The organism is Paenibacillus sp. RC21, from assembly GCF_044907935.1.
In the GTDB taxonomy this organism is placed as follows: domain Bacteria; phylum Bacillota; class Bacilli; order Paenibacillales; family Paenibacillaceae; genus Paenibacillus; species Paenibacillus terrae_A.
The window spans coordinates 202,487-213,341 of the sequence record NZ_JBIYCS010000004.1 but is presented as its reverse complement, the minus strand read 5'-3'; the positions used below and the strand labels follow the sequence as shown (position 1 = coordinate 213,341).

The 10,855-nt window shown below is 48.1% G+C and carries 14 protein-coding genes; 7 read left to right on the top strand and 7 right to left on the bottom strand.

Features of this window, described 5'->3' with window-relative positions; genetic code table 11:
- The first annotated feature begins 50 nt into the window (after positions 1-50).
- The gene (mobA, locus tag ABIA61_RS14530; RefSeq protein WP_283653614.1) at positions 51-854 is read left to right on the top strand and encodes a molybdenum cofactor guanylyltransferase; all 804 of its coding nucleotides are present in this window, start codon (positions 51-53) and stop codon (positions 852-854) included.
- A gap of 23 nt (positions 855-877) precedes the next feature.
- Entirely contained in the window at positions 878-1,492 is a 615-nt protein-coding gene (locus ABIA61_RS14525; protein ID WP_283657399.1) for a LysE/ArgO family amino acid transporter, read from the top strand.
- Positions 1,493-1,503: 11 nt separating this feature from the next.
- Here the strand turns inward: ABIA61_RS14525 and ABIA61_RS14520 are convergent, their stop codons facing one another.
- Positions 1,504-1,935, bottom strand: coding sequence for a DUF3592 domain-containing protein (locus ABIA61_RS14520; protein ID WP_349361880.1), 432 nt, complete (start codon positions 1,933-1,935; stop codon positions 1,504-1,506).
- Positions 1,936-2,206: 271 nt separating this feature from the next.
- Positions 2,207-2,668, bottom strand: a complete 462-nt coding sequence (locus tag ABIA61_RS14515; RefSeq protein ID WP_404580911.1) for a VOC family protein — start codon at positions 2,666-2,668, stop codon at positions 2,207-2,209.
- Between the two features lie 159 nt (positions 2,669-2,827).
- Between ABIA61_RS14515 and ABIA61_RS14510 the strand changes: the two genes are divergently transcribed.
- A complete protein-coding gene (locus tag ABIA61_RS14510; RefSeq protein ID WP_283653611.1) occupies positions 2,828-3,262 on the top strand; it encodes an Lrp/AsnC family transcriptional regulator in 435 nt (144 codons plus the stop codon).
- A gap of 90 nt (positions 3,263-3,352) precedes the next feature.
- Here ABIA61_RS14510 and ABIA61_RS14505 read toward each other — a convergent pair whose 3' ends face one another.
- The 4 genes from ABIA61_RS14505 to ABIA61_RS14490 form a co-directional block, all read right to left on the bottom strand.
- Positions 3,353-4,285 (bottom strand): 1-phosphofructokinase family hexose kinase, encoded by a 933-nt coding sequence (locus ABIA61_RS14505; protein ID WP_404580910.1) that lies wholly within the window; start codon positions 4,283-4,285, stop codon positions 3,353-3,355.
- Between the two features lie 14 nt (positions 4,286-4,299).
- A complete protein-coding gene (locus tag ABIA61_RS14500; protein ID WP_283653609.1) occupies positions 4,300-4,614 on the bottom strand; it encodes a DMT family transporter in 315 nt (104 codons plus the stop codon).
- Complete coding sequence (locus ABIA61_RS14495) at positions 4,614-4,955, bottom strand: DMT family transporter (protein WP_014278502.1); 342 nt, start codon at positions 4,953-4,955, stop codon at positions 4,614-4,616. The genes ABIA61_RS14500 and ABIA61_RS14495 overlap by 1 nt, the downstream gene beginning before the upstream one ends.
- A 63-nt stretch (positions 4,956-5,018) precedes the next feature.
- Complete coding sequence (locus ABIA61_RS14490) at positions 5,019-5,612, bottom strand: TetR/AcrR family transcriptional regulator (RefSeq protein WP_044646200.1); 594 nt, start codon at positions 5,610-5,612, stop codon at positions 5,019-5,021.
- Between the two features lie 265 nt (positions 5,613-5,877).
- Here ABIA61_RS14490 and cls point away from each other — a divergent pair, with 265 nt between their 5' ends.
- Positions 5,878-7,389, top strand: a complete 1,512-nt coding sequence (gene cls, locus ABIA61_RS14485; RefSeq protein WP_283653606.1) for a cardiolipin synthase — start codon at positions 5,878-5,880, stop codon at positions 7,387-7,389.
- A gap of 46 nt (positions 7,390-7,435) precedes the next feature.
- On the opposite strand, the gene ABIA61_RS14480 is transcribed toward cls, so the two are convergent.
- Positions 7,436-8,902 (bottom strand): phospholipase D family protein, encoded by a 1,467-nt coding sequence (locus ABIA61_RS14480; RefSeq protein WP_283653605.1) that lies wholly within the window; start codon positions 8,900-8,902, stop codon positions 7,436-7,438.
- 232 nt (positions 8,903-9,134) lie between these two features.
- Here ABIA61_RS14480 and ABIA61_RS14475 point away from each other — a divergent pair, with 232 nt between their 5' ends.
- The 3 genes from ABIA61_RS14475 to ABIA61_RS14465 are packed head-to-tail and all read left to right on the top strand — an operon-like array spanning position 9,135 to position 10,848.
- On the top strand, positions 9,135-9,560 hold the full coding sequence (locus ABIA61_RS14475; protein WP_283653604.1) for a DMT family transporter: 426 nt from the start codon (positions 9,135-9,137) through the stop codon (positions 9,558-9,560).
- Between the two features lie 57 nt (positions 9,561-9,617).
- Positions 9,618-10,319, top strand: a complete 702-nt coding sequence (locus tag ABIA61_RS14470; protein WP_283653603.1) for a Crp/Fnr family transcriptional regulator — start codon at positions 9,618-9,620, stop codon at positions 10,317-10,319.
- Between the two features lie 37 nt (positions 10,320-10,356).
- Positions 10,357-10,848 (top strand): DMT family transporter, encoded by a 492-nt coding sequence (locus ABIA61_RS14465; protein WP_283653602.1) that lies wholly within the window; start codon positions 10,357-10,359, stop codon positions 10,846-10,848.
- Positions 10,849-10,855: the final 7 nt, after the last annotated feature.

The window sequence follows — 10,855 nt, the reverse complement described above, 5'->3', positions numbered from 1 at the left end:
CATTCATAATTAATGATAGAATTTATCTGGGAAAAGGAGGTTTAATGGTGATGGTGGAGGTGACTGGAATTATCGTAGCAGGCGGACGATCTAGCAGAATGGGACAGGATAAAGCGATGCTCCAGCTTGGGGGAGTTACAGTACTGGAGAGAATATCTGCTGTGCTAGGGCAAGTAGCGCAACGAGTTATCGTCGTGGCCCGAGATACGCAGCAGTATAGACGGTTTGGTCTGGAAACGACGACAGACCTGTATCCTGGCTTGGGGCCTTTGAGCGGCATCCATGCGGGGCTTTCTGCTTCCAACACGGAGTGGGGAATTGTCGTCGCCTGTGATATGCCCTTCGTGCAGCCAGAGGTACTACGTGCCTTGATTGCCCATACAACGGACTGGGCAGCGGTGCAAAAGACAACCAGTGACCAAAGGAAACAAGAAGCGGAAGGGGAGCAAGCACTGATGGGTGGAAATGGCTTGTTGAACCGGGCAACGGAATCAGCATTACAAGCGGTAATCACTTCTGTGGATGGGCGTATACATCCGTTGCTGGGCATGTATCATCGAAGTGTGCTGCCGTCCGCCGAGCATTGTCTGCGCAATGGTCGTCTGCGTCTGATTGGCTGGCTGGATCTCCTGAACGTTCGTTATGCGACAGCGGATGATGGGCCGGGAGCGAGCTTAGAAATGTGGCAGCAAGCCGTCTTCAATATGAACAACCCTCAGGATTATCAGCTTACAGTAAATCGTTTGGAGCACATGCAAGATTTACCGGATGTGCAGAAAACTCAGAAAATACAGAGCGATAATCACATCAAGGACAGGAAGGAAATATCGAAAGATGAGAGAGAAGGTAGGTAATGATTTTTGGGGGAGTACATAACATGCTAGAAGCTGTTATCCATGCCGTTTTATTGGCATTGGGGCTGATTTTGCCTTTGGGAGTGCAAAATGTATTTGTGTTTAATCAGGGGGCGTCACAGTCGCGGTTTCGCAATGCACTGCCTGCCGTTATTACGGCGGGAGTCTGTGACACGGTCCTGATTGGGCTCGCAGTTGGGGGCGTCTCCCTTATTTTGCAGCGTTTTCTGTGGCTTACGAATGCGCTTTATGCAGCAGGCTGTCTATTTCTGCTTTATATGGCCTGGACCCTGTGGAAATCGAAGGCGGCTTCCTCGGGAGAAAGCCAGCCTATGCCGCCGAAGCGGCAGATGATTTTTGCTGCTTCAGTATCCTTACTGAATCCTCATGCCATTCTGGATACCGTCGGCGTGATTGGAACCAGCTCCCTCCAATATGATGGTGGGGAACGCTGGGCTTTCGGACTGGCCGCCGTGTCGGTATCGTGGATATGGTTTATTGGTTTGGCGACGGCCGGACGTCTTGTAGGACGTATGGATTCAGAAGGAAGATTCGGCATCATGCTCAATAAAATATCGGCCTTGATTATTTTAGGCTTGGCTATTTATATGGCGGTAAATTTTATGAACAGTATGTGATCCAAACCTTGTTACAAGAAAAACTTCAGTAACGCGAATACCCCGCTCAAAGCGAAGGGAATACCGATCAGAAACAGCATAAAGGCAAGGCAGCCTGCACCATTTACACCGCCTGCAATTAGGGCATCACGAGGGTTCGCTGGATTGTATAATACGTTAATCTTTCTGCCAACCCTGTTGAAGCTCAGATTGGTGCTATAAGGATTCCAGAATTCTACGACTTCACCTGAAGTGGTGTAGAAGCGTACCTTCAATCGGCGGGTGTAACTGGTATCTACCGGATCATCACGGTCAAAGGGAACGATATCAACGTCTACCTCGATATGCGCATCCACGATTTGCCCCTTGGTACGAACCCAATGGCGTTTGCGGTAGCGATGGCGGCGGATGGTCCTGAATCCAAAATAGATGAGTACTAGTCCAAGCAAGCAGAAGAACGGCATCAGCAGCTCGGAACTAAAATGAAACCAATATACATTGAAATCAATTGAGATGGTAATCTACTCCTTTGCATAGCTTAATATTAAATATAATTTCGTGACCATCCATGTTGGTGAAAAAAGCAGCTTATCAATATATCGGTCCTTTATTAAAATCGTTTTAATTCTTCTGGATTGATCATAGATCGGGGTTAAGTGAAATATGAAAAAGCCCACTTCCTAGGGAAGCGGACCTTTCAGTAAATTTGAAATCATGAGCTTATAACGATGCTGACTATTTTTTGTTGGAATAAGACATATCAAAATCTACATCCTCGATAAATTCGATAACCTCGCCATTGGGGCTGTAGATCACAGCGTTTTTTACCACCAGAGGGGGCTCACCAAGCGTGAGCTGATCCGGTTCTACAAAGGTTCTTGCTCCATGAGCAAGGGCTTTTTGGTATATTTCGTTTACATTATCCACGTAAAATGCGAAGTGCAGCAAAGCACCGTGGGCAATTTCATCCTCCGAGGAAGCTTTTTTTCCTTGAGCGGGAATGACTGCATCGTTATCAAAAATTTCAAGACAGGTCCTTTGATCAGGTGAAATGAGCATGGAAGCTTCCCGAATTTGAAAGGACGGCAGACTCCAATGATGTCCTCTTTTAAAACCCAACACCTCCGTATAAAATGCAATGGTTGCTTGATAATCCTGGGCTTGGATCGCCACATGTGCAAGACCCTTCACGCTCATTCAAAATCTCCCCTTATAAATAAGTTCACCTTATTATATGGATAATAATAAGGTTCATATATATGAAAAGTGAGGATTTTAGCCTATATTAGTTATTAAATAAAAGTTAATTCGTACAAAAAACATTACTTTTTAAGATCGAAGCAGGAGGTGCTTGATATGCATCATCACATAGACGATATTGATTACAAAATTATGCAGTTGCTTCAGCATGACGCCCGGATATCTATTTCCCAGATCAGTAAAGAAATCTCGATGTCTCAACCGTCCGTTAAAGAAAGAATTATCAAGCTGGAGGATCGAGGGATTATTTCCGGTTATAGCACCGTATTTAATTTACGTGAACTGAATCGGGGAACGACCACTTTTATTCTATTAAAGACAGAGCATTGCCAAGAGCTGGTTGATTTTTGTAGAGAAGTGAAGGAGGTCACCGATTTATTTCGCATCAGCGGGGAATTTAATTATCTCATCAAGTTACAAACTGCGTCGGTAGAGGAAATTGCAGAGTTTCAGGATTCACTGGTGAAATTAGGCCCTTCGAAGTCGCATATTTGTATGAAAAATATACTGGAAAACAGAGTTTTGTTGTAAGGCAGTTGGAGAACAGGACATTCAGAGCATCCAATATTCGGAATATCGAATAAAAGAATGTTTGGATTGGATGAAAAAAAGTGACGCCGATTACAACAGCGTCACTGTAATACCCTGCTCCAGACGTTGCACGTCCTGGAGCTCGATCTTTCCGGCCATGGCGTGCAACGCCGCCGCCGTGCCGCAGGCCGCTCCCCGCCGCAGCATTGCCGGGAGCCCCAGCCCCGCCACCGCGCCGGTGACCAGCCCGGCGACCATGGCGTCACCGCTGCCGAGCGCGCTGACAATGTCCGCGTTCGGCAGGCTCACGCGGTAGCGCGCATCGCGCGTCACCGCCAGCGCCCCGCGCGCGCCGAGCGAGATGACGGCCAGCTGCGCTCCGGCCTCCAGCAGCTGCGCTGCCGCCGCATCAGCGGCATCCGCGCCCGCTGCGTCGATGCCGGCGAAGCGGGCGGCCTCGTCCTCGTTAGGCTTCACGAGGTCGGGCCTTCCGCGCAGCCCCAGGCGCAAGGCCTCGCCGCTCGCGTCCAGCGCCACTCGCGCACCGCGCGCCTTCGCCAGCGTGCACAGCTCGGCGTACAGATCCGGCGGGCAGCCCGGAGGCAGGCTGCCCGAGAACACGACCCAAGCCGAGTCCGCGGCAAGGGTCGTGATTTTGCGTCGCAGCGTGGCCAGCTCAAGCGGCCCGATAGTCGGGCCGCTTTCGATCAGCTCGGTCTGCGTGCGCGTGGACGGGTCGAGCACGGTAATGGCGAGACGGGTTTCTCCGTGCGCCGTTTCGATAAAATCGGCGCTTACACCTTCCGCGCTCAACCCGTCGATGAGCAGCCGTCCGGTGTGTCCGGCGGCAAACCCTGTCGCCCGCACAGGCTCGCCCAAAGTGCGAATGACGCGGGCGGCATTCACGCCTTTGCCGCCCGGCACCGTCAGGCCGCCCTCGATCCGGTGGACGGCATTCAGACCGAAGCCTGCAACCGTGTAGATTTTATCCACAGCCGCGTTAAGCGTTACGGTGGTAATCACAAGGTATCACTCCTTTAAGAAATTAGCTTTAAACCCAGTGCTGCGGCAAGAATCATAGCGATGAACAGGACACGCAATACGCTTTTTTGTTCACCGTACAAGAACATGCCTGTAATCGTGCTGCCGACCGTTCCGATGCCTGTCCATACCGCGTAGGAAGTTCCCATAGGCAAACTCTTCATGGCGTAGCTGAGCAGCGAGAAGCTAATGACAAAAGATAGAACCATGAGCATGAGTGCTTTCCAGCCCTTGCCAACCGTAACTCCTTTCATGCCAATGACTCCAAACACTTCCGAGCATCCCGCGATAACCAATGCAATCCAAGCCATTATGCGCCACTCCCTTCCTGAGCATCCCGGTCAGTAACCAATTTCAGGCCTACGACACCTGCCAGCAAAAGCGCGATTAACAGTGTTTTGGACCATTGAAACGGTTCCCCGAACAGCAGCATTTCACCTACAACGGTCCCGCCTGTTCCAAGTCCGGTAAATACAGCGTACACCGTGCCTACAGGCAAACGGCTGGCCGCTTTCATGATCAAATAAAAGCTGGCTATCATAGCCAGCACGGTTACAATCCAGGCGAGTGCAGAATCTGCGTGCTTCAGACCCGAGACCCATACGACCTCAATAAGGCCACCTATAAAAACATAAATCCAGCTGCGATTCATGATGAGCGTTCCCCTTTAAATATAGAATAGTTGTAAATTAATCACTCGTTATGTTCTTGTCCTTCACGCTTCATGAGGCGGGGTTAACGTAATCCCGCGCCAAAAAATAGGCCATGCAGCTTTCAATCTTCGGTGGTAGTTCAGGCTGCCACTATAGAGCAGTTCCACCATGATTCCGTCCAGCAGTGTTATGAAGGATAGAGCCATATCCACTGGCTCCATATGTCCAAAGGGTTCCCTATCTCGTGCATTCCGGAGGATGCGAGTTAATTTTCGCTCCATATTTTCCAGAAAAGGATTAACAATATCCAGAACCTCGGAATACAAAGACACAGGCGGTAAGAAGGAAAAGCGAAGCATAAACTTGGCTGTGTTGTTGCTCTCATATTCCTGTCCCATCCAAAACAGGAAGTCATGCAGCGTATGCTCCAGCGGCTGATCTCTGCGTTCCGAAAAGTATTCAAAAATACGTAAATTCTGCTCTTGAAAAGCGTACCTCGCCACCTGTAGAAACAGATCCTCCTTGCCTTGAAAATGCGCATATATAGAAGGTTTTCGAATACCTACCTCAGCGGCAATATTGCTTAAGGATGCCCCCTCATACCCATTGGCGGCAAATTGGAAAAGAGCGGCTTTTCGAATGTCTTCCATTCCCATCATTTTCACCTACCTAACGTTCGTTAGTTTATTTTTGCACGAAAAAAAGTAAGTGTCAACCCGGGTTTATCCGGTTTTGTTTTGAGTTTTTCTACGGATTCTTTTTTTCTTCATAAATCTTAACAAAAAAGTGGGAAGAAATAAGGTGCTCATGTACAATATAATGAAGATGTCTATTTTTTAAGATGAATCATCCAGTTCATATATACAGTGTCTGTTTCTTGCTGTTTGATGAGGATGCAGTGCATTGGAAATGAGGTAAATTATGAGGCGAAGCTTACTGGCCGTGTTAATTGCGGCTATGGTTTTTGGTATTTATTATTTTGGCTTGTTTAATTCCATCGGCACAAATGAAGGAACCGTCATCAGTATCTTTTCTACCCTGTCGGTTATCTCCATCAGTCTGATTATTTTTTCGGAGAATCGTAATCCTTCCACCACGATGTCCTGGATTTTGCTGCTGGCCCTGCTGCCAGTGGTTGGACTTCCTCTTTATTTTTTGTTTGGGCAAAATGTGTTCAAACGCCGCAAGTATAACAAAAAGGCATTGCGTGACCAGCAGGCTTACGACCGTATTGAGAAGGATGCCATGCACGTCAAACGCGATCTGACCTGCTTTACAGATGAGCAGCAGCAGTTGATGCGTTTGGCACGCAGGCTGGCCCGTTCCCCGATTTATTTTGCGGCGGAAACCCAAATCTTGAACAACGGAGATGAAACCTTCTCCACACTATTGGCGGAACTACGCAAGGCAGAGCATCATATCCACATGGAATACTACATTTTTCGGTCGGATGATATCGGCACCAGCATTCAGGAAATCTTGATCGAAAAGGCCAAAGCTGGCGTCAAGGTGCGGTTTATGTACGATGCGGTGGGCAGCATTCAGCTGTCGAAGACTTTCTTGAAGGAAATGCGGGATGCGGGGATAGAAGTCGTCGCTTATGGCGGCGCACGGATCTTGTTCTTTTCCAGCCGGGTAAACTACCGTAATCACCGTAAAATTGTGGTTATCGACGGCAATATTGGATTGATCGGCGGTCTGAATGTAGGGGATGAGTACCTCAGCCGCAACAAAGCCTACGGCTTTTGGCGTGACACGCACATGGTCGTAAAGGGCGAGGCTGTGCGGACGCTGCAACTTATATTTTTGCAGGACTGGCTTCATATGACGGGTGAATCGGTGCTGGATAAGGAATATCTGTCCCCCAAAATCGAGCCAATTACGGACGGAGGCGTGCAGATTATTGCCAGCGGCCCGGATAATGAGCGAAGAGTGCTCAAAAATCTGTTCTTCTCCATGATCACATCCGCCCGCAAATCGGTATGGATTGCCACTCCTTACTTTATCCCGGATGAAGATATTTTGACCGCACTGCGGATGGCGGCTCTGTCCGGTTTGGACGTGCGGATTCTGTTTCCTGCGAAACCGGACAAGTGGCTGCCGTTCCTCGCGTCCCATTCGTATTTCCAAACGTTGCTGGAGGTTGGGGTCAAGGTATATGAGTATGAAAAAGGCTTCCTCCATTCCAAACTTCTCATTATTGACGGAGAGGTTGCGACCATCGGGACGGCTAATATGGACATGCGTAGCTTCCACCTGAATTTTGAAGTGAACGCTCTGTTGATCCGAACGCATAGTGTACAGCAGATGGTGGCGGATTACGAGCGGGATTTGCAGTCTGCCAGCCTGATCGTCCGCGAGGAATTTATGAAGAAGCGTCTGTTCAAGCGTTTGATGGAATCACTCGCCCGGCTGCTTTCACCGCTGCTATAGGTTGAATGAAGAAAGCAAGCAAGCACGCAACAGTGCCATCCCAATTTTAAAATGTGGTAAAGCCCAACATATCTTGTAAACGATATAGTATATCTTTCCAAAATGTAGAATTATCCTCGTAAGCTTCCAGATCCAGACTGTATTTAGCTCCCCGGTTATTCCACAATGTATCAAAATAGGCCGCAATCTGTCGGGTCAGCTTACTGTCCGCTGGAGCGGCCACCCGCAATTCATTCTCCAGATTCAGATCGTCCAGATTACGTGGTGTCAAATTCGTGGAGCCGCCCAAAATGATGTGATCTCCTTGTCCCTTGGCAATATAAATTAGCTTGGTATGGTATTGCTCATGGGTCGTATTATACCAGCGGATTTGGATTTTTCCGCCCGATTTATCGGACAGTTCTTTGGCAACCGGACGATTGGGGATACCGATTTTTTCCTGTCCAAACGCGTTTTGATTCGGGTCCAGCAACAATTGGATGTTCACACCGCGTGCAGAGGCATCCAGAAGGCTGTTCAACACTTTACGGTCTGCCAAATAAAACATGCCCATATGAATGCTATCGCCTTTCTTTGTTTGCCCGATGGCATCCAGAACCGATGTGTATACCTTGCCTTCGGTTAGATATTGGATCCGGTATCTGTCTTTTCCCGATTGAGCAGAGGCTTCTGCTTGTGGCGTATAGGCAGGAAGCTGCCCTCCGCCAGAGAAGTCCAGCACCGCCTGCTCGGTTTGTAAAATGTCCCCGATGATGGGTCCCTTCACCTCCAGCGCCACATTGGAGTGATATGCACTCGCATCGTGAACGTTGCCTGTGGAAATGAGCGCTGTCTGCTCGCTGGCAACCAATTTACGATGATTGGCCTTGACGTTCAACAGCTTGAGATAGGAGCGTGCCGTAACGTCAGGTCCGTCACTGGCCATCAGGTTGGGAATCCAGCCCGTGCCCTGCTGTCCGAACCATTGGAAAAAGGTACGCCACACGGCAGAATAGATCGGCGTGGAATCCCGCAGCGGGTCCACATCAGTCTGAACGACCTGAATTCCCGCTCGCTTCATATTCTCCAGCAAATGATTGGGAGATGAATTGTAATTGGTATTGACTTCATCCGTAATGAAAAAGATAGGCATATCGGGACGAGCCTTCTTTTTGGCAATCAGACGCTCGGTCATCTGTGCGCTGACTTGGGGAAAGCGCTGGCCCTTATGTTTATAATCGTTGAACAGAAACAGATCGATGACGATAAATTGTTTGGCTTCATCAATGATCCCAAACATACGGTTTAAAATTTGCCCTTCATGCTGTGCGGTACTTCCATCCCTGGAGGGATAGGTCAAATCCGTCCAGAAGTTCACCTCGTTGGTTGAATACTCCTGACTTTCATAGGAGACGAAGGGGGGCAATGGCTTATGGGTCTGATAGATCATGACGGCAATCAGCCACAGGATGAGTAACAGGATAATGATTTTAATAGTACGGCTTTTTCGATGCAGCCAATTATGTTTAGCCATATGGCGTTCAACTCCTCAATTGAATGCTGCATTCCATTTTATCGTGCCGGAACCTGCAGTTTATGATGGGATACTGTCTAGTTATTAACGCAAGTGTACAGGATTGAAGCGTAATGATCGGAAGGAAAGGTATGGATGGTTGGAGTTGTTTCAGGACATATGTCCTTTATGGTGAGACTAACCTATACTTTAATAAATAGAAAAGTCACTTAGATAGGGAGAATAACGATTCATGAGAGGAATTTTGTTTGCTTTTTTGGGAGGCGCTTGTATTACGCTGCAAGGGGTAGCGAATACACGGATTAGTCAGGATATCGGTACATGGCAGGCGGCTACGGTTACTCAACTGACGGGTGTTATTTTGGCGGCATTGGTCTGGATGTTTACACGAGATGGCAGCTTGGCAGAGATGAAGCAGGTGAAGCCCATGTATCTCTTAGGTGGCGCTTTTGCAGCTATCATCATATTTAGTGAAGTCACCGCTATTCAGCATATTGGGGTTACGTTCACGATCTCGGCGCTGTTGATTGCCCAGTTGTGCCTGACCTTCCTGGTTGATATAAACGGATGGTTCGGTGTAGTGAAGCAGAAGATGAAGCTCCCGCAATTTATAGGCATTGGCATGATGATTGCGGGTGTGATCATTTTGAAGCTCTAAATAGAACTTTATTCGGAGAAGGAACCCAGAACGTAGAAAACGAAGGTGAGCCCAAGCATGAAAGAAATTCAGGATCAAGAGCAACTGAAGCATTTTTTACAATTGCATCAGTTAGAATCGATACTACATGAGCCACTGCGGCCTCATTTGTCGCTGCATCGTTTGGAACAAGGGGAAAAGCTGTGCTCCCAAGGGGATTCCATTGAACATCTGTACATATTGGTACAGGGCAAGGTCAAGATTTATACCAGTTCAACGGAAGGTAAAACACTGGTTCTTTGCTTTAAAACACCGATTGAGATCATAGGAGATGTTGAATATATTCGCAGCAGCAACGTGATCAACACGGTGGAGGCTGTGTCTCCTATATATGTAATCGGTATTCACCACCAGTGGATGAATAAATATGGCAGAGACTACGCTCCAATGCTGCAATTTTTGCTGGATATCGTTACCCGGAAGTTTTGCATGGATTCCGACTTCTCCAGCTTTAACTTAATGTATCCTGTGGAAGTCAGGCTGGCCAGTTACCTGCTATCCGTTTCTTTTGACGAAGGTGATGCTTCTTTTCATGAGGAACTGCGGGCATCCAGTCTCGTAGATGTGGCGAATTTAATCGGAACCAGCTATAGGCATCTCAACCGTGTGATTCGCAAGATGAGCGCAGATGGATTGGTGGAACGAGCACGGGGCTATATTGTAATTCGTGACAGAGAAGGTTTGGGCCAACTGGCAGGCCATAATATTTATGAAGCATAATCATTCGTAAAAGAATTAGCGGGGGAGAGTTGAAATTATGCTATCAGGAATTGTACTGGCGGTTATCGCAGGAGCCTTTGTTAGCCTGCAAACGATATTCAATAATAAGGTGAACGAACGGACAGGTTCATGGGCTACAACCACACTTGTGCTGGGAACGGGGTTTCTGGCCTCCTTGCTCGGCAGTCTTATTTTTGCAGGGAAAAATACATTTACACTACAGCATATGCAGCCGTGGTACTGGTTCAGTGGAATGATTGGTGTTGGCGTGGTGTTCTGTCTGGTACAAGGAGTGAAGCTGCTTGGTCCGACTTATGCGATCTCTATCGTATTAACGGCACAATTGGGCACTGCTTTGCTGTGGGATTCGTTAGGATGGCTGGGACTGGAAAAGATTCCGTTCACCTTCACCAAGCTGATCGGCGTGCTGGTCATTATCGGAGGCATTTTGATATTCAAGTTCGGCAACGGACGTACGAAGGACCAGCAAGAAAGCATTTCACATGTACCTGATTCGATGAAGGGATAACGGATGT

Bases quoted from the DNA above. Each gene is read 5' to 3' on its own strand.
- mobA (WP_283653614.1), top strand. From the start codon at position 51: ATGGTGGAGGTGACTGGAATTATCGTAGCAGGCGGACGATCTAGCAGA.
- ABIA61_RS14525 (WP_283657399.1), top strand. From the start codon at position 878: ATGCTAGAAGCTGTTATCCATGCCGTTTTATTGGCATTGGGGCTGATT.
- ABIA61_RS14520 (WP_349361880.1), bottom strand. From the start codon at position 1,935: ATGCCGTTCTTCTGCTTGCTTGGACTAGTACTCATCTATTTTGGATTC.
- ABIA61_RS14515 (WP_404580911.1), bottom strand. From the start codon at position 2,668: ATGAGCGTGAAGGGTCTTGCACATGTGGCGATCCAAGCCCAGGATTAT.
- ABIA61_RS14510 (WP_283653611.1), top strand. From the start codon at position 2,828: ATGCATCATCACATAGACGATATTGATTACAAAATTATGCAGTTGCTT.
- ABIA61_RS14500 (WP_283653609.1), bottom strand. From the start codon at position 4,614: ATGGCTTGGATTGCATTGGTTATCGCGGGATGCTCGGAAGTGTTTGGA.
- ABIA61_RS14495 (WP_014278502.1), bottom strand. From the start codon at position 4,955: ATGAATCGCAGCTGGATTTATGTTTTTATAGGTGGCCTTATTGAGGTC.
- ABIA61_RS14490 (WP_044646200.1), bottom strand. From the start codon at position 5,612: ATGGGAATGGAAGACATTCGAAAAGCCGCTCTTTTCCAATTTGCCGCC.
- cls (WP_283653606.1), top strand. From the start codon at position 5,878: ATGAGGCGAAGCTTACTGGCCGTGTTAATTGCGGCTATGGTTTTTGGT.
- ABIA61_RS14480 (WP_283653605.1), bottom strand. From the start codon at position 8,902: ATGGCTAAACATAATTGGCTGCATCGAAAAAGCCGTACTATTAAAATC.
- ABIA61_RS14475 (WP_283653604.1), top strand. From the start codon at position 9,135: ATGAGAGGAATTTTGTTTGCTTTTTTGGGAGGCGCTTGTATTACGCTG.
- ABIA61_RS14470 (WP_283653603.1), top strand. From the start codon at position 9,618: ATGAAAGAAATTCAGGATCAAGAGCAACTGAAGCATTTTTTACAATTG.
- ABIA61_RS14465 (WP_283653602.1), top strand. From the start codon at position 10,357: ATGCTATCAGGAATTGTACTGGCGGTTATCGCAGGAGCCTTTGTTAGC.